This window comes from Ectobacillus polymachus (genome assembly GCF_048159605.1).
In the GTDB taxonomy this organism is placed as follows: Bacteria; Bacillota; Bacilli; order Bacillales; family Bacillaceae_G; genus Ectobacillus; species Ectobacillus polymachus.
The window spans coordinates 1,085,631-1,103,283 of the sequence record NZ_JBLREB010000001.1 but is presented as its reverse complement, the minus strand read 5'-3'; the positions used below and the strand labels follow the sequence as shown (position 1 = coordinate 1,103,283).

Annotated in this window: 23 protein-coding genes and 1 riboswitch; of the genes, 10 read left to right on the top strand and 13 right to left on the bottom strand. The window is 36.1% G+C overall.

The features are described 5' to 3' along the window. Positions 1 to 141 precede the first annotated feature (141 nt). A complete protein-coding gene (locus ACM5BR_RS05615) occupies positions 142 to 603 on the bottom strand; it encodes a DinB family protein (protein WP_416826636.1) in 462 nt (153 codons plus the stop codon). Positions 604 to 841: 238 nt separating this feature from the next. On the opposite strand from ACM5BR_RS05615, the gene ACM5BR_RS05610 reads away from it, so the two are divergent. After that, positions 842 to 1,168 carry a thioredoxin family protein gene (locus ACM5BR_RS05610; protein ID WP_416826634.1) on the top strand — a complete coding sequence of 109 codons (327 nt, stop codon included), beginning with the start codon at positions 842 to 844 and terminating at the stop codon, positions 1,166 to 1,168. A 3-nt stretch (positions 1,169 to 1,171) separates the two neighbouring features. On the opposite strand, the gene ACM5BR_RS05605 is transcribed toward ACM5BR_RS05610, so the two are convergent. The 7 genes from ACM5BR_RS05605 to ACM5BR_RS05575 all read right to left on the bottom strand — a co-directional run bounded on the left by ACM5BR_RS05605 (position 1,172) and on the right by ACM5BR_RS05575 (position 4,927). Next, on the bottom strand, positions 1,172 to 2,041 hold the full coding sequence (locus tag ACM5BR_RS05605; protein ID WP_416826632.1) for a DUF421 domain-containing protein: 870 nt from the start codon (positions 2,039 to 2,041) through the stop codon (positions 1,172 to 1,174). Positions 2,042 to 2,049: 8 nt separating this feature from the next. Next, a complete protein-coding gene (locus ACM5BR_RS05600) occupies positions 2,050 to 2,256 on the bottom strand; it encodes a DUF1657 domain-containing protein (protein WP_416826630.1) in 207 nt (68 codons plus the stop codon). Positions 2,257 to 2,267: 11 nt separating this feature from the next. After that, the gene (gene spoVAE / locus ACM5BR_RS05595; protein WP_416827845.1) at positions 2,268 to 2,615 is read right to left on the bottom strand and encodes a stage V sporulation protein AE; all 348 of its coding nucleotides are present in this window, start codon (positions 2,613 to 2,615) and stop codon (positions 2,268 to 2,270) included. A gap of 5 nt (positions 2,616 to 2,620) precedes the next feature. Continuing rightward, on the bottom strand, positions 2,621 to 3,634 hold the full coding sequence (spoVAD, locus tag ACM5BR_RS05590; protein ID WP_416826628.1) for a stage V sporulation protein AD: 1,014 nt from the start codon (positions 3,632 to 3,634) through the stop codon (positions 2,621 to 2,623). Next, a complete protein-coding gene (gene spoVAC, locus ACM5BR_RS05585; protein ID WP_416826626.1) occupies positions 3,635 to 4,111 on the bottom strand; it encodes a stage V sporulation protein AC in 477 nt (158 codons plus the stop codon). 22 nt (positions 4,112 to 4,133) lie between these two features. Next, entirely contained in the window at positions 4,134 to 4,526 is a 393-nt protein-coding gene (locus ACM5BR_RS05580; protein WP_416826624.1) for a YhcN/YlaJ family sporulation lipoprotein, read from the bottom strand. Between the two features lie 197 nt (positions 4,527 to 4,723). Then, on the bottom strand, positions 4,724 to 4,927 hold the full coding sequence (locus ACM5BR_RS05575; protein WP_416826622.1) for a DUF1657 domain-containing protein: 204 nt from the start codon (positions 4,925 to 4,927) through the stop codon (positions 4,724 to 4,726). A gap of 315 nt (positions 4,928 to 5,242) precedes the next feature. Here ACM5BR_RS05575 and ACM5BR_RS05570 point away from each other — a divergent pair, with 315 nt between their 5' ends. Then, complete coding sequence (locus ACM5BR_RS05570) at positions 5,243 to 5,401, top strand: hypothetical protein (RefSeq protein WP_416826620.1); 159 nt, start codon at positions 5,243 to 5,245, stop codon at positions 5,399 to 5,401. A gap of 175 nt (positions 5,402 to 5,576) precedes the next feature. Here the strand turns inward: ACM5BR_RS05570 and ACM5BR_RS05565 are convergent, their stop codons facing one another. After that, positions 5,577 to 6,278, bottom strand: a complete 702-nt coding sequence (locus ACM5BR_RS05565; protein ID WP_416826618.1) for an MgtC/SapB family protein — start codon at positions 6,276 to 6,278, stop codon at positions 5,577 to 5,579. Positions 6,279 to 6,543: 265 nt separating this feature from the next. Next, positions 6,544 to 6,650, top strand: a riboswitch (SAM riboswitch). Positions 6,651 to 6,749: 99 nt separating this feature from the next. On the opposite strand from ACM5BR_RS05565, the gene ACM5BR_RS05560 reads away from it, so the two are divergent. Further along, positions 6,750 to 7,331 (top strand): O-methyltransferase, encoded by a 582-nt coding sequence (locus tag ACM5BR_RS05560; protein WP_416826617.1) that lies wholly within the window; start codon positions 6,750 to 6,752, stop codon positions 7,329 to 7,331. 221 nt (positions 7,332 to 7,552) lie between these two features. Here ACM5BR_RS05560 and ACM5BR_RS05555 read toward each other — a convergent pair whose 3' ends face one another. Beyond that, entirely contained in the window at positions 7,553 to 8,326 is a 774-nt protein-coding gene (locus ACM5BR_RS05555; RefSeq protein WP_416826615.1) for a CsxC family protein, read from the bottom strand. A 637-nt stretch (positions 8,327 to 8,963) separates the two neighbouring features. Next, entirely contained in the window at positions 8,964 to 9,716 is a 753-nt protein-coding gene (locus ACM5BR_RS05550) for a sulfite exporter TauE/SafE family protein (RefSeq protein WP_416826613.1), read from the bottom strand. 193 nt (positions 9,717 to 9,909) lie between these two features. Here ACM5BR_RS05550 and ACM5BR_RS05545 point away from each other — a divergent pair, with 193 nt between their 5' ends. Beyond that, positions 9,910 to 10,173, top strand: a complete 264-nt coding sequence (locus ACM5BR_RS05545; protein ID WP_416826611.1) for a MutS N-terminal domain-containing protein — start codon at positions 9,910 to 9,912, stop codon at positions 10,171 to 10,173. 120 nt (positions 10,174 to 10,293) lie between these two features. Here ACM5BR_RS05545 and ACM5BR_RS05540 read toward each other — a convergent pair whose 3' ends face one another. Continuing rightward, entirely contained in the window at positions 10,294 to 11,457 is a 1,164-nt protein-coding gene (locus ACM5BR_RS05540) for an amidohydrolase (protein ID WP_416826609.1), read from the bottom strand. Between the two features lie 421 nt (positions 11,458 to 11,878). Here ACM5BR_RS05540 and cspD point away from each other — a divergent pair, with 421 nt between their 5' ends. The 5 genes from cspD (at position 11,879) to ACM5BR_RS05515 (ending at position 15,618) form a co-directional block, all read left to right on the top strand. Next, entirely contained in the window at positions 11,879 to 12,076 is a 198-nt protein-coding gene (gene cspD / locus ACM5BR_RS05535; RefSeq protein ID WP_416826607.1) for a cold-shock protein CspD, read from the top strand. A gap of 226 nt (positions 12,077 to 12,302) precedes the next feature. Beyond that, a complete protein-coding gene (locus ACM5BR_RS05530; RefSeq protein ID WP_416826605.1) occupies positions 12,303 to 13,568 on the top strand; it encodes a right-handed parallel beta-helix repeat-containing protein in 1,266 nt (421 codons plus the stop codon). A 2-nt stretch (positions 13,569 to 13,570) separates the two neighbouring features. Beyond that, on the top strand, positions 13,571 to 14,077 hold the full coding sequence (locus ACM5BR_RS05525) for a nitrous oxide reductase accessory protein NosL (protein ID WP_416826603.1): 507 nt from the start codon (positions 13,571 to 13,573) through the stop codon (positions 14,075 to 14,077). Between the two features lie 36 nt (positions 14,078 to 14,113). Beyond that, a complete protein-coding gene (locus tag ACM5BR_RS05520) occupies positions 14,114 to 14,923 on the top strand; it encodes an ABC transporter permease (RefSeq protein WP_416826601.1) in 810 nt (269 codons plus the stop codon). Next, complete coding sequence (locus tag ACM5BR_RS05515) at positions 14,923 to 15,618, top strand: ABC transporter ATP-binding protein (protein WP_416826599.1); 696 nt, start codon at positions 14,923 to 14,925, stop codon at positions 15,616 to 15,618. The genes ACM5BR_RS05520 and ACM5BR_RS05515 overlap by 1 nt, the downstream gene beginning before the upstream one ends. 29 nt (positions 15,619 to 15,647) lie before the next feature. Here the strand turns inward: ACM5BR_RS05515 and ACM5BR_RS05510 are convergent, their stop codons facing one another. After that, entirely contained in the window at positions 15,648 to 16,496 is an 849-nt protein-coding gene (locus ACM5BR_RS05510; protein ID WP_416826597.1) for an alpha/beta hydrolase family protein, read from the bottom strand. 277 nt (positions 16,497 to 16,773) lie between these two features. On the opposite strand from ACM5BR_RS05510, the gene ACM5BR_RS05505 reads away from it, so the two are divergent. Next, complete coding sequence (locus ACM5BR_RS05505) at positions 16,774 to 17,589, top strand: polysaccharide deacetylase family protein (protein ID WP_416826595.1); 816 nt, start codon at positions 16,774 to 16,776, stop codon at positions 17,587 to 17,589. Positions 17,590 to 17,653 lie beyond the last annotated feature (64 nt).

Sequence of the window (17,653 nt, the reverse complement as noted above, 5' to 3'; positions counted from 1 at the left end):
AGAAACATACATAGGGGTTAGTAGTAAGTAAAATATTTATAAAAGAATAGATTTTATGGAGAAGTACTAGATTTCTAGAATGAAAGTTCTAAAAGAGGACTCCCACATTGAATTAGTGGGAGTGAAACTTGAAAGCGCGTTTTACTCAAACAGCTTTATTTGTGGGTCTGTGCTATACTCGCAAAGCAAGATATGTAACTGACCACGATGATGATACATGTGAGCTACAATTTGTATTAGCCATTCAAAACGTGTATAGGACACACCCCAATAAGAAGTGGTTACTTCTTGCAGTTCTTCTTCAGAGTAAGTTGAAAAAGCATGGGAAAGACGATTATAACTATCAAATAATGCGAGCTGCATTTCCTTAATGGTTAGTTTTTCATTTGCTTCATAATACATCGTTATCTCATCTTTTGTTGCTTCATTCAAAATAAAGAAATCTGCTTGTGTTAACAAAGATAAATGGGAGAATAATTCATACACTGATCGCTTTGTTGGGGCTGGTCGCAAATCTAAATCTTCATCTTTTACTTTATCAAGGATTTGTACGATGGTACGAATTGCTATTTGTAGCTGATGCAATGCTGCTTGCACATACATGCAAATTCTCTCCTTCAATCTAGAAATGAATGCTTCGCTTTTTTAGTATAGAAGGATTTAACGGAAAAGGGCAATTGATTTTTTAAATAATTTTTATATAGTAATTTCGATTATCGTGAGTACTATACAAAAGACTTACATTGTAAAGAAGTCAATATATTTCCTGTTTGAAAGCGTATATCGTACAATAATAAGGAAGGATTATAGTTGTAGTTAAAAAGAAGGAGTATATGCGAAAATGAATAAAATAACAAATATCGATGAAGTAAAGGAAATTATTTCTAATGAACAATTATGTTTACTCTATATTAAAACTGCACAATGCTCCGTTTGTGATGCAGTATTAGCACAAACGGAAAACATGTTGCAGCGTTTTCCAAAAGTAAAATCAATCCTTGTTTCCTTAGAAGAAACACCGAGAGTTTCTGGAGAATATCTTGTTTTTACTGCGCCTACATTAATTGTGTTCTTTAAAGGTAAAGAAATGTTGAGAGAATCTCGATTTGTTGTATTCGGACAGTTTGAAAGAGATTTAGAACGATTATACGAAATGATTGGGAAATAAAATCTATTCCTTGAGAAGGTAAGATATTTTATTGATGATGGCTTCCATACGCAAGGAATTGTTCCGATACATATCAGCAGCTGCATGAGATTCTGTAGCAAGGGAAAACAACTCTAAATCCGCTTGGCATTTTTTCAACATTGCTAGAAGCAACGGTCTTTCTTGAGAAGAAGGGACTTGTAATTTATCATCATATAGATCAGCTGTAAATTGTCCATAGGTATCAACTTGTCCAACAAATACATTGTCTAGGGCGACGCCCATCTTTTTAAGTTCAGTTATTAACCAGTTTCGATTGTGGCCGCTTGCTGTTAATGGTTCATCCAATATTTTTCCATCCATGATAACTGTGTGTGTTTCCTTCTCTTGTGCTATTTGCAATCCTAAAAGAGATGGGGTAATAGGCTGATTTTCTTTTTTTAACAGTACATTAAGCTCACCTGCGGCTTCTAATACCGCGAATTCAACATCTGCTACACGAAATACATCTTTTTTGCGAAGTAGTTCTAACAGCTCATCACTCGTATATTTTTCTTTCTTTAAATTGTCCTCAAGTATTTTTCCATCCTTAATTACTATGGTAGCCTTTCCTTCAAAAAAATCGCGCATTTTTTTACTTTTAAGTGCAAGTAGGCCTGCTAAAAATGGAATCATGGAAAACACAGCAATACTAAGTACACCGTGTATATAGTTTTGTTCAAGCCCGGTTGATACTTCTGCAGCAATATCTCCCATTGTCATACCAGCAATATATTCAAAGAAGGAAAGCTGTGATATTTGCCTTTTTCCTAGCAGCTTTGTAATGAAGAATAGAATAGCTAAAATACTAAAGCATCGAATGATTACTACTATCCATTCTGGCATGAAAATCAATTCCTTTCTTACATCCCTTTATATTGTGGTTCCTCTTTTTCTAAGTGGGATATTCTTTTTTGTAAATCGGAAATTACATCATCTAATTCGAGCATTGATTCATGAAACATTTGTTTTGCGTTGTTGTCGACAGTATGGTGTGATAATAAGCTTAAACTAGATTGTGCCCCTTTTACATTTGCTAAACACGTTTTAATGTCAGTTACAATTGTCATCCTATTACTCCTTATCCTTTTGGTTTAAATAGTAGTGCACCGATAAAACCAAAAATGATTGCTGCAGAAATACCGGCACTCGTTACTTTAAACATTCCTGTTACGACACCTACAAGACCGTATTTTTCACCTTCTGCCATTGCTCCGTGAACAAGGGCATTTCCAAAGCTCGTGATAGGTACGGTAGCTCCAGCTCCAGCAAAGTCAATTAATGGTTCATATAAGTTAAGGCCATCTAATATAGCCCCAGTTACGACTAAAATTACCATAGTATGAGCAGGTGTTAGCTTGGCAACGTCAAATAAGAGCTGACCAATCACGCAGATTAAGCCTCCAACAACAAATGCTGAAATAAACATTGCCATTAATGTTCACCTCCGTATTCAATGGATACAGCGTGCGCAATGCACGGTATCGTTTCCTTTTGCTGAAATGTTAAGGGAGAAAGCAAAGCGCCTGTTGCAACGACGAGCATTTTTGATATCTCTCCACTTTTCATTCGGTTTAATAAATGACCATAGACAACAGTAGCAGAACATCCCGGTCCACTTGCTCCTGCTATTACGGGCTGATCATCACTATATATCAATAAACCACAATCTTGAAATTGTTCATCTTTTATAGAGTATCCCTGCTTTTTTAGTAAATGAAGTGCTAATTCTCTTCCGATACGTCCTAAATCTCCTGTTACAATCAAGTCATAATATGTTTCATCAATTTGACGATCACGAAAATGAGCAATAATAGTGTCTACAGCAGCAGGGGCCATTGCTCCACCCATATTAAATGGATCACTTAATCCCATATCTACAACCCTTCCTACTGTAGCGGTTGTTACATACGGCCCATCTCCTTGACTGCTAAGTAAGGCGACACCAGCTCCCGTTACTGTCCATTGGGCAGTAGGTGGTTTCTGTCCGCCATACTCAGTGGGATAGCGAAATTGTTTTTCAACAGCAGCATTATGGCTTGAAGCCCCTGTTAACACATAATTTGCGCAATTGCTATTCACGATGAGAGCTCCTAAAGCAAGACCTTCCATTGAAGTAGAACAGGCGCCAAACAGACCTAAATAAGGGATTCCCAATGTACGTCCTGTAAAACTAGTAGGAGTAATTTGATTAATTAAATCCCCGCCAAGCAAAAAATGAACATCCTGCGTACGCATGTCTGCTTTTTCCGTTGCACGCTTACAAGCCTCCTCGAACAGCACTCGATGTGCTTTTTCATATGAATCTTGACCAAGCCATAGATCTTCATGCAAGGCATCAAAATCTTCAGCTATCTTTCCATTCGCTTCAAATGGACCACCAATTACACCAGTTGTGAGGATGGTAGGCTTGTTCTGAAAATGCCATGTTTGATGCCCTAGCTGCATTTAAAACCCTCCCCAATGAATCAATATGGTTTTAATCGTAGCAATTACAAATGCTGAAAAAGTTCCAAATAGAATAACGGAACCAGCTAATTTAAACATATTTCCACCGACACCTAAGACAAATCCTTCACTACGATGTTCAATACAAGCGGAAATAACAGAATTTCCAAATCCAGTAACAGGAACAGCTGTACCTGCACCGCCAAACTGTGCAATGCGATCATATACACCAAATCCAGTTAGTAACATGGAAATAAATATAAGAGTTGCAACTGTTGGATTACCTGCAGATCGCTCCGTAAAGTCAAAAAAGTTTGTATAAAATGTTGCTATAAACTGACCGATTAAACAGATAAACCCGCCAACAAAAAATGCTTTGACACAGTTTTTGAATATGGGTCGTTTTGTTTCATACTCCTTTGCGAGCGTTTGATATTCTTGCTGCACAGGTGTCATATTTTTTTGTTTACTTGCCATTTTCTATCACCATTCCAATTCGTTATGTATCAGAATTCATTTCCGACTCGATTTTTTTTGCTTTTTTTGCAATTACAACAGCGTTAACTTCTTTCTTATTCACATCATTCTGCAGCTGCCCTACCAACTTATAAATTTTACTGTCTAAGCTAATGTGATATTGGTAGGTAGGAAAGGATGCCTTTAATTGCTTTGAAATTTCATCTCGCAATGAGTTTAATTGTAATCGTTTAAATTGAGTAGGTTTAGCAGCTACATAAAGATTATTTCCTATATTTACAGCCTTTACGTCTACAATCCCGTTAATGGCAGATATTTGTTTTTGCGCCTGCATAGATGGGGATTGGTCATCGATTGTACTTACATTGGATACTTGTATGTTTTTTTCTTTTGTAGTTTTATATTCTTTTTGCATCGCACATCCTAATAAGAAGCTTGGTAACAGTAGAAATATGACGCAGCACGGGAGCAGCTTTGTTTTTAACATACGATCAGTCCATTTCGTAATAGGATAGCAGGATAGGTTGGAGAAAAAGGGTGATGATGTATCACCCTTTTTCTTAATTTGTAAAATTAATACATAATCCATAAGCGAAAAATGGTTTAAGAAAGTTAGGCCTTATATTGCGGCTCTTCTTGTTCCACATCGTGTACACGCGGTGCCAAAGTATCAATGACCGTTTGGGTCTGCTGAGCAGCATTTTTATAGGTTTGCTTTGCTTGTTGGTTATCAGTAGCAAGTGCAAATCCTTCAAGGCTAGCTTGTGCACTTTTTAATCCAGAAACCGTTTGTTTTAATTGATTAATTACTGTCATTCGTCAATTCCTCCTTACGTGAATTTAAAGTCAAATATAGAATGTACGTTTCTTGGTAAATCTATAATTGTAAAATATTCCATTTGGATAGTTGTAAAAGTGGAAAATAAAACCAGATGATTGTATAGAGGAGTTTATAGTATATTCGTCTGGATTTTGCAAAAGATACTATGTAGTGAAAAACGAATATTAATAGGTTTGTTTCTCTTGTCCTTTTCATGTAGTAGTAAGAAAATTGCCTATTCCTATTACAATTGTCCAGAATAACGTAATTATGTATACAACATGCAAGAATGAAAAGGAGGGAAACAAGCAATGAGTGATGAGCGAATTATAGGAGGTTTTGGTCGTCCGTTTTTCGGAGGCTTTGGGGGATTAGCGACGGGGGCATTGCTAACACCTGGATATGGTTATGGTTATCCATATCCGTATTATCCGTATGATATGTATGGCTATGTATATCAAGTGTATTAAGAGGAATGTAGGATTAGGAAAATTTGAATACGCAAGACCTAAAAACTATTATTTAAGAAAACACCATCTGAAAAAAACAGATGGTGTTGTTTTTGAATTCGCTATTTTGTTATTATCGCAGACAGTAAGGGGATTAAGATATGAAAGGGATCACAAAGTATAACGGATGTTCATCTTAATCGCCTTCTTGCTCTGAAAGGGTTTTCCATCCAATTGCGATAATATCATGTTCAAGTTTTAATTTACTAACAATTTGTTCGATTAGCAGGGCTTTCGACTGATCGCTATGAAGCAAAGCCATTATGGATACTTTACTTCCACTTTCAATTTCCTCACTATACAGTTCTTGTAAGGCTATTCCTTCTGAAAGTATCATTTTAGATAAAGCAGTACGTATAACGGTTTCATGTTCATGTAGACAAGTGATATTCACTTCATAGAAGAGATTTTCTTGCGACTGATCCTTTGATTTTCTATTCATGAATAACGCAATAGGACGAAGGAGAACATTTGCTAATACTACGCCAATTGCACCTATAATACTCAGTTTCATAAATCCTGCTCCAACTAATGTACCAACGGCTGCAGAACACCAAAGAGTAGCAGCTGTATTTAATCCGCGAACGCTAAACCCTTCTCGTATGATCACACCGCCGCCTAGAAAGCCGACGCCACTCACTACTTGTGCGGCAATTCGAGTTGGACTATTATCTCCTGTTGACATAACCGATAAAATGACGAATAAACATGCTCCAAGGGAAACAAGAGCATTTGTACGTATTCCAGCCATTCGGTGACGCCATTGTCGTTCGGTACCGATACATGCACCGGTAAGTATAGCTACAAGCAGCCGAATTGTCATATCTTGCCACGCCATTTGCTTCATCTCCATAGAAAAATATAGGTAAGATAGATAGAAATTACCTTTGTAATCAATATACGTATTATGAACGAATAAGTCCTGTAACGTCAACTGTATTCCAAGTTTAGGGCATAACGGAAATGGCGAGGGGGGAGTTTCACTTTATTAATTATTGTTATTCGAATCGTAGAGTATCAGATTGACGAAAGTGACAAAACGATTTATTATAAATTATACTTAATTGTATAGTATATCCAATTATATCTGTATTGAATATGAATTCTTATCTAGAGAGGTGGAGGGATTGGCCCTTTGAAGCCTCAGCAACCCCTAATATCGTTAGGAAGGTGCTAATTCCAGCAGAGCAAATGCTTTGGGAGATAAGAGGTCGAATCCGTGAACGCGTGGCCTCTTAATAAAGAGGCCACTTTTTATTTTGTTTTATAACTTGAATCTTAGGAATATTCATGGAAGGGGCTATGTAAAATGGAAAAAGAGACGCTGATGAAATCACTAAGCCTTTACGATAAAATTGTAGAACATTCGAAATTACAGGGATTTCATCAATCTTGTGACCCAAAGACGGGGTATCTACTAAAAGGATTAGCATCATCAAAAGCAAAGGGGAAATTTTTAGAACTTGGAACGGGATCTGGTGCATCCGCAGCATGGATTGTAGATGGAATGGATGGGGATAGTACGCTCATAACGGTGGATATAAATCCGCAATTGTTAGACATTGCAAAAACCTATTTAGGGAATGATAAACGAATTTCTTTTCGATGTGAGGACGGTGCAATATTTATTCGAAATATGGAAGAGACATTCGATTTTATTTTTGCAGATACATGGCCAGGGAAATTTGAACTGTTGGATAAGACATTAGACCATTTAAACGTAGGAGGATTTTACGTCATTCATGATTTACTTCCGGATAGGAGTGTACCTGAGGAATACAGAATTAAAGCACCTAAGCTTCTTAATAAATTAAGAGAAAGAAGAGATTTAGTCATAACAGAAGTAGATTGGGCAACAGGTATTCTTTTAGCGATAAAGACAATGGAGTAGTCGGTTCGTATAAAAACCCCTTCACCAGATAAAAAGGAGTCAGTACATAAACGGGTATAGAAAGTATAATGAGCAGCAGGCTATGTATTTTGCGTTTGTCTTAAAGAATGAGTATCTATTATAAGACATTCACACATATATGGCATTTAAACGCAAGTACAAAAAGGACCTGTTTAAAAGAAACGGATCCTTTTTGTCTTAAATATGTTGAGGAAACTCCATTAAGATGCTGGAGGAGTGAGTCCCTCAAGCCTAGGTACTACTGGAACAGCTTCAATGGCAAGCTGCTGATTTTGTAATACTTTTATAGTAAGTTCCAGGACGATTTTTTCTGTCAACGTGCTAAAAGGTGCCTCAGGAGTTGCCACCGTTGGTGAAAAATCAAGTTCAAAGAAGTTTGCAGCTACTAACTCACCGAATGGCTGTTCATTGAATTTGACAAGATTTTGGAAGAAAAATTTATCCAAACGAGCATTTAAGTTGTTTGTTTCACTAAGGAAATTAGCCTCGGCAGTTTCAGAAATACCGATGATTGGAAAATTGTTAAAATGTAATATGTCTGTAAAACCAGAAAAATTAATATCGACCACTCTATCTTGAAGTGCTGTAGTACATCCAGCGCTACTCCCTGACGTAGTATATTCAATATTTTTTCGAATATGCCCTGCTACAAATAATTTAGCTCTTCTCACGTTAAAAAAGTCAGTTTCATCAATACGAGTAAATGCAACTGGAATAAGTTTCACTTGATCCAGAAATACATTTTTTTTCACTCTTTTAATTTCAGTTGCTGCAGGCGTAAGGGTAATCGTCGCCTCTAAAGGAATTTGGATTGTTGTCTCTACCGTAACAACAGGAACCTTAATAAATGCCGTAACAGCGAATCCAGTAACTGTGGGAGTATTTATATTCGTAAATGAACTAAGAGGTGTTGTATTTACTGTACAAGGTCCTGGGGGGTCCATGGGTTGATTTACTTGATTATTTTCATTCATACCAAAAAATTCCTCCCTCCTTATAATTTTGTAAAAGCTTTTACAGGATTAGAGTATTCTGTTTCATGGTTAAAGAAGTGGACATGTATAATAGACATTAATATATTTTTATAGAAACGGGCTTTTCTAAGCATATATCATTAAATAAATTATCTTTGACTCGGACTTGTTGGATATGTATGTTTATTCCGATATATAATGAAAGTGGGGAGGGGAAGTTTCGGAAAAAGCGTTGTTAACGTATTCCAGGGCTCCTTTTTTGCTCAGAACTGCCATTCGTCTAGTAATGGTTTTTGTCGATAAAACACGAAAAATCGATAACCATTCCATTTTCGTCGATAAAAGGGTAAAAGTCGTCGATAAACATTCTGTTTTCGTCGATAAGTAGTAATTTTCGTCGATAAACCATCTATTTTCGTTGATAAAGAAATGCAGGTATCTACTTTTGTGCTTAAAGCGTGGCCTATTTGGTATCTTAGCTTGATGGAGATGTGGCTGAGCCCCACATTATTAATTATTGTTGTTCAAATCATAGAGTATCCTATGTAAATTTTATTCTTGTTTTTAAGTAATGGGGTTCAACTTAGAAGTCCCATTGTTAATTTCATGTTTGTGAAGCTTTAATAAGCACTACTAATTAGAAACCCTTTATGCAATCCCATACTACTTGTCCTATTAGTAGAAAAATAATGGTAATCAATAAGGATTTAGCAACTCTTAATGGAACCCTGGGTAATGCAAGTAATCCGATTTGCGATCCGATTGCAGATCCGACTGCCATTGCAATTGCATAATTCCATTGGACAAATCCTGTTTGGTAAAATACGATAAATGCTCCGCAACAACTCCCAAAAATTAAAACTCTTGTAAGTTGAACTGCTTTCATATACGTATTTTTTTGATTCATGTAGTGTAGGATTCCAAATGTTGAAGATCCAGGACCAAATCCGCCGTCATAAGCAGCTATAAAGAAGGGCACGGCATTACTCACAATAGTAGAAGTTTTAGCTTGTCCCAGGGCAGAAGATACCCATTGCTTATTTTTCAATGTCACAATGAAAGCAAATATCAATAAGATTAAGGCAACAATATTCATCGTTTGTTCTGTAATATGAGAGGTAATGAGTGCCCCGCAAATTCCTCCAGTAAAAGCAATACAGACATTCACAATGATTGTTTTCATTCGTAGCTGCTTATTTTTTAGTAAGTAAAATATACTTGTCAGTGCTGCGACCCCCGATGAAAATTTATTGGTTGCTATCCCAATCTGAATAGGTACGCCTACGAGCATCATAGCTGGTAAGGTGATTAATCCACCACCACCTGCTAACGTTCCTATAAATGCAGATACGATTCCTATCCCAAGTAGTGTAAAAAACAGTGTGTCCAAGAAAATCCCCCTCATAAAAAAGTGAATATTGTGTAAATTTTACCATATTCAAGGGCAGAAGGGATGATAAAATCGGGCTCTTTCATCCATCCATACGTCTGTTACCTTCACATAAATGTGTTATTCATAAAGGGGATTTATGGTTTATTCTTATAAAATAGATAGTGAATTATTTTGAAAAAGGGGGATTAATATGAATTCTTGGATGATAATGGCATTACTTGTTTTTGGAATACTATATATTTCAGACTATATAAATCGGGTCAATAAAAGATTAAAGCGAACAGAATATAAATTGGAGCAAATTGCTAAACAAGTGGGTGTTCCGGAACATGCAATTAACGAAGAACTTCGTCAGTTAGTTAAAGACGGAGAAAAAATTGAAGCTATTAAGAAAGCACGAGAGGTTCTGGAACTATCATTACTTGAAGCTAAAAATTATGTTGACTCTTTATAACAAACATAACCGTCGATCAAAATTATGTGAACTAGACAGGATCCTATTTTGGGATGAAGCTGGTCATGATCCTAGCCAGCTTCATCCTTTAATATAGGAAAATACGAATTTTGCATTTTATTATTTCAATTGGATGAGTGCCTTTTCTGCTAGTGTTGCAAAATAGTGAGAGCTAATGGAAAGAGCGCGTTCATCTAATGTGAAGGCAGGATGGTGCCATTCTTCTGTTCCTGATGTTCCCATAAAAACGAAAAAGCCAGGAACTTCTCTTTGATAAAAGGCAAAATCTTCGCCTGCCATGGAAGGGACGGGTTCGATAACGGAAATTCCATTCAAGCTTGCTGCTTGTGTGCATAGTCCTGCAAGCAATGGATTATTTTGAATAGGAGGAGGTCCAGGATATCTACGCAAAACTGCTGTTACTCCTAAGGCTGATGCGACCCCTTGTATTATTTGTTGAATTTTTTCAAAAATGGTGTTGCGTACGTTGTCTTGAAATGTTCGAACGGTACCTTCTAATTTGACAGTTTTCGGTATTACATTCCATGTATTGCCTGCATGGAGATTTGTTACACTTATTACTGCACTGTGAAGAGGGCTTACATTTCGACTGACAATGGATTGCAAGGCTAAAATAATATGTGATGCTGCCACAATTGGATCGATACCAGCATGTGGGATAGCTGCATGTGTACCTTTTCCATCAATTTGTATTTCAAATCGGTCTACACTTGCCATTAGCGGTTCCTCTGAAATACCGATGGTCCCTACAGGAAGATCTGGTTTGTTATGCATGCCAAAAATTGCGGATACATCTTTTAATAATCCTGCTTCTATAACTTCTTTAGCACCGCTGCTATCTTCCTCCGCAGCCTGGAAGATAAATCGTACGGTACCTTGAAGTTGTTTTTCCTTCTGCTTTAATAAATAGGCTGCACCAAGTATCGAAGCGGTATGGAAATCATGACCACAGGCATGCATCTTTCCAGGAATTTTTGAAGCAAAAGGGAGGGTTGTTTCCTCTAAAATCGGTAATGCATCGATATCTGCACGAAGAGCAATGATAGGTCCGTCTGATTCCTCTCCCTTGATTTCAGCAATAACACCCGTTTGGAGTAATGACGGTAATATAGGTATTTCCACTGATTCTAGCATTTGTTTAATGTATGCTGACGTTTGAAATTCTTCTCTAGATAACTCAGGATATTCATGTAAATGTCTTCGAATTTCTACTAGCTTATTTTGTAAATTTGCAACAATGGTATGAAGTGGAGCTTTGTTCATAGAAATATCTCCTTTCAATTATAATCACGGTAGTTCATATTGATACATGGAAATAAAATAAGGCACCTATCCATTTTGTATATCGGAAGGTGCCTTTTGTACTTTAATTTACGTGTGAAATTATATAAATAATAAACATATTATTCTGACAAGTCAAGGTGGATCTTTGACTACTGTCCAAATGAAACGGCTTTGATTCTCACCATCCATATGATATAGGAAGCAATGAGGTGATAGTTTGGTTTTTATATTTTTTTTAATAACTTTATTTCTTTTTTATGAGTCATCTGTTATAATAAGGTTAATTATTTTTGTTCGGTATATTACTGAAAGAGTGTTTGTAATAACATCGTCTTGACAGAGTATGAAGAGCAAGAATGGTAATACAATGTGGATGATTCCACGCAGGAGGAAAATAATTATGTTACAAGGTAAAGTTAAATGGTTTAATGCAGAAAAAGGTTTCGGTTTCATTGAAGTAGAAGGTCAAGACGATGTATTCGTTCACTTCTCTGCAATCCAAGGTGACGGTTTCAAAACTTTAGAAGAAGGCCAAACAGTTTCTTTTGAAATCGTTCAAGGCGCTCGTGGACCACAAGCTGCTAACGTTACAAAATAATTGTAACTTTTAAAGAGCTGGTTGCAAACTTAGTTTGCAACCAGCTTTTTTGTTATATGCCGGATTAAAATCTTTCCCCGCTTTTTTTGTATTTCATTTCAAAAAATCCACATGGTTCCTTCGTATTTCTATCACATTTTTTTGTTATGTTACATAGTAAGGGAGCAAATCATTTCGATACATTATTTTGCAGATGCTTTACTTTGTGTTTGAGAGGAATAGAAAGATGAAGGCGATTAACACTATATGCACAATAATTTTGTTGTTATTTTCCCCTTTACAAACTATGGCAGAATCTCCATCATTACAATCACAAATCGACGCGGCTCCAGCGTACAGTACAATTCAATTAAAGAAAGGGGTGTACAACGAAGCTATCGTAATTACAAAACCAATTACGTTAGACGGTGTTTTGGGTGGAAAAATTAATTCATGCACTGATTCTCCAACCGTATCGGTTCAAGGCAAAGATGTAGTGTTAAAAAACATTACGATAGAAAAATGTGGAGATGGTAATTCTGCTGCAATATATGCAACCGGAAATCATCATACTTTCGATTCTATCTATGTGAACACAGAACAAATAGGGATTAAACTAGATCAAGCATCAGATATTACAATTTTAAATAGTAACGTGAATGGGAAAGGGAAAAATAATGGAATTGATCTTTGGGAATCCCCAAATAATACGATTGCAGGCACAACTCTTTCTCATGTTAGAGATGGAATCTATTTAGAAAATAGTAATCAAAATGTAATCAAACAAAATGTAATCGAAAAATCTAGATATGGTGTTCACCTTATGTTTTCAAATGATGTGGGATTATATAAGAATACATCCTTACATAACGTTACAGGTGCAATGATTATGGAAGCGAACAATACTACAGTTGCACAAAATAACTTTTCATACAATGCAAATAACGTTAATGCGCAAGGCTTGCTTTTATATCATGCGAAAGATACGAATATATATCAAAACATTATTTCTTACAATAGAGTCGGTATGTATGTGGAACAATCTGAGCGTAACAAATTGTATTCGAATACGATACAAGGGAATTTTATTGGAATACAGATGAAAGATTCACAAAATCAAACTGTTTATGGAAATGACTTTATTGGTAATGTGACGGAAGGACAAGCGATAAATAGTACAAATAATCAATTCACTACTAATTATTGGGATTCATCACTGAAATTAGATACGACAGGAAAAGGAGTTAGTTCTATTCCATATAAAATAGATCCTTTTTTTCTTACATTAACAAGTGATGTTCCAGAATATCAGGTATTTTTTCAGTCACCAGGGATGTTTCTATTACAAAAGCTTTTTAAAAGTCCAGATTCAGCATTATTAATAGATTGGCAGCCTGCTATGAATTCTTCAGTAGGATATGAAAAGGAATCTACATCAACCATTTCCTTAATGATAGTAAGCGCTTTAATGCTAGCAATAAGTCTAAGTTTATATATGAAAGGGAGGAAATAAAAATGAAAAAAGGATTTATTTCAGTTGTATTATTATTGGTCATACTTACAATTACAACAGCATGTGGAAAGCAAGAAGTTAAGCCAACTGCTGTTGATGAGAAGAACGATAAATGTGCGAATTGTAATATGGCTGTTATGAACGATCAATTTGCAACAGAGGTAATATTAGAAAATGGGAAAACAATGAAATTTGATGACATTGGTTGTATGTATAAATGGTTGAATAAGAATAACGGTGAAAAAATTCAAGCGAAATTTGTAAGGGATTATAATTCCAAAGAATGGGTTTCATCTGATAAAGCAACGTATGTATATGATGCATCTATTAAAACTCCAATGGCTTACAATGTAATTTCATTTCAAAATAAAAATGACGCAGAATCTTATCTAAAAACAAATAAAGGACAGCTATTAACCTACCAAGATTTAAATAATCATTCATGGGAAATGAATAAAGAGATGATGAAGATGATGAAGGATAACAATGCGATGAATCACTCTCACTAAAAGCTTTGGTTCTTATTCGCTTGGAGGTAATAGATCATGTGGAATATTTGGCGCACTGAGTGGCGCAGTGCCATAAGACAACGTTCCTACTATGCATTTTTCGTGTTTTGGGTCGTTGTAACCTCTTGTTTTTTTCAAATCGTAAAGAATGCTTCATCGTTAACATCTTATACGAATGTAACAGGAACGATTGCGAATCTTATCTTGTATATTATTCCGCTGTTCATGTTAATTATTGGATCCTTTACAATTGCAAATGAAATGGAAAATGGGCAATGGAGATTATTAAGCACTTACCCTATTTCAGCTGTTTCGTACGTAATTGGAAAATTCGGAGGACAGTTCACGGCACAATGTATCGTATTTACAATGAGCTATGGTATAAGTATTTTAATAGCTTTATTGTTTGGTATTGTACTTTCATTGAAATGGGTAGTTGTAGTATATATTTTTAGCCTTTGGCTCATTCTTTTTTTTCTGTTACTTGGAGTTTGTGTAGGAGCGTTCGTTCGAACGAGATGGCAAGCACTTACTACGTCTGTAATACTATGGTTTTTCTTGATCATTATGTGGCCTTCTTTCCTTATTTCGATTCTTTCGATTGTTCCGTATACATGGATCTCTTCTATACTAAAAATTGTTTTACTGTTTAATCCAGCAGAATTGTTGCGTGTTGTGTTCGTCATCTCCATTCAGGGCGGTGCAGTCTTTGGACAAACGTATGATGTAATTGTACTTTCTCTTGCATCTCCAATTGGATGGTGGTTATTACTTCTATATACAATTGTTTTTGCTTTTATATGCATTGCCTCTTCTTCATGGAAGCTGGAAAGGAGAAAATGTTAATGACGGTACTTGAAATAAATGAGGTTTCTAAGGTGTATAAGCAAAAGGTTGCCTTGCAGCCATTTTCTTTGAAAGTAGAGAAGGGTACCGTTATTGCTCTTTGTGGTGGAAATGGGGCGGGAAAAAGTACATTACTACAAATGCTTGCTGGTTTAGTAACACCATCGACAGGTTCTATTCTCTTACACAAATGGGAACTAGCTGCAGGGCGAAAGCAATATGTTTCTCACATAGGATATATGCCAGATGATTTTACTGCTTTCGATACGCTAAGTGTTGAGGAATTTCTGAATTTTTATGCCTGCTTTCGGCAAGTTAACCGAGAACGAATCAATGAGTGGATTACAAAGCTCGGTTTAGTGAAACAGAAGAATATGAAAATAAAACAGCTATCAAAAGGAATGAGGCAGCGTCTATTAATGGGACAAGCTTGTATCGGAGATCCAGCTCTATTATTACTCGATGAACCTACTAATGGTCTCGATCCCTATTGGATTCGAATGTTTATGAACTTGGTGAACGAGAGAAAAGAAGAAGGGGGCATTACCATTTTCTCAACACATATGATGGACGTAGCAGCGGAAATTGCGGATACGGTCTTGTTTTTGAATGAGGGAAAAGTAGCTCATCAATTTAGTCAAATTGAAAACAAGGAACAAATGACTTTACAGCTATTACGGTTACATCGAAGCTAAGGAAGGAATACAATCAGAAGAGAGTACAATCAATTCCGATTGTAAGTTTGTTCGATCCACTGGAACATATGCTTCAGTGTAACATTCCGAAAGTCCTGTGGTAAGTGATGACCATAGCCGTCAAGTGTTAGCATAGAAACCAAAACATCTTGGGCTTGTAATGTCTTGTACATATTAAGTCCGTGACTGTAATCCACTTGGATATCCTTTGTACCATGTATAATGAGTACAGGACAATTAATTTCATGCGCCATATAGATTGGAGAGCGATTCTGGTATGCAGAAGGGTTTCTTATCGGTGTTCCATGTAATACTCGTTTTAGCATTCTTCTTAGTTCTATACGCTCCTCATATGTTTTTGAGACGTCAGCAACTCCGCCCCAAAGTATGAGGGATTGCACATGGTTCAGTTCTGTAGCCGCCTGTGTTGCATTAATGGATCCACGTGAAAATCCGAGTATAGATATGTGACCATTCACAAATGAAAGCTGTTGTAAAAATTGGTAGGCCGCTACAACATCATGTCGATCAGCTCCACCAAATTCATCTCGGCCTTCTCCGCCTTCGTTCCCTTGATAAGCAGGTGCAAACACAACATATCCATAGTTCGTAAATTCTTCGATCCAACTTGTACGAACCTTCCCTACTTTCCAAATGCCGCCTCGACAATAAATAATTGCCGGTAATTTATAAAGTGATATCAGTTCGGTTTCTCTTTGTAAAGAACAGGTTAGCTGTGTAATGGGTAGATTTTGCACATTATATATTTTATTTAGTTCATCTTGAAGGTGGGATTGAGGAAGATTGAATGTATTAGGAATTCCTAAGTATCCTTTAATTTTTAAACCATTTGAAATATATGTAACATGGTAAATCATGATATACATCTCCTGCCAAATTTCATAAAGCGATTGTCTTTGCTTATTCATGTTAATCGCTCTATTAAGAACAATACCTCTATGGAATCCGAATCGCAAGGACTATACATAATGAACAAGGCTAAAATAAATATAAGATTGAGAACGTTATAGATGAATAGTCTAAAAATTTGTAAATAAATAGTATGAAATTTGTTTAATTAGCTACAAAAAAAAATAGGAATAGAGTATGATAAATAAGTAACATGTCATAGTGATAAAAGCAGGGGGATTGAAAATGATTAGCTTGAAAAAGATCGCAATGCTTGCGGTTATAAGCACCAGCGTTTTTGCAATTGCTGCAGGATGTTCGAATAATCAAAAAACTGCATCAGCAGCAAGTGAATCAAAAACGCAAACAGTACAGGAAGTAGCAACGATTCCTACATCAAATTCTTTAAAAGAAGAACCGATGAAATATAACGGTCAAACTAGAAAAGTAGTTTATTTAACATTTGATGATGGTCCTGGTCCGTATACCGCTAAAGTATTAGATGTTTTAAAGCAAAATAATATTAAAGCAACTTTTTTTCTTATTGGTTCCCATGCTGAACAATATAAAGATCTTGTGCAACGAGAAGTAAAAGAGGGTAACTATGTCGGCATGCATAGCATGTCTCATGATTATAAAAAGTTGTATGTGCAAGGCTCTTTTGTTAGTGAAATGACAGAGGATCAACAAATTATTAAGAACATCACAGGGACTGAACCTCATCTTGTTCGTCCACCATATGGATCGATGCCTGGATTAAATCAACAACTGCGCGATCAAACAGCGAATGCACATTTAAAGGTTTGGGATTGGACGGTCGATTCACTAGATTGGAAGTATAATAATGTCCCTACTGATAAATCCGTTCCAGCTATCGTACAGAATGTTGTAGCAGAAGCGAAAGGAAATCGTGAAGTAGTTCTTATGCACGATATTCATCCACAATCTCTTGCAGCTCTTCCTGAAGTTATTAAAGCTCTAAAAGACAAGGGCTATGAATTTGAAGCGTATAATGAACAGGATCATTTCAGTCTTAATTTCTGGCACGACAACCGTTTATAGTAGGTTTATTCTGAATGGTAGGATTTACTCTTCATAGGAAAAGGGACATGATTTTTTATAAAAT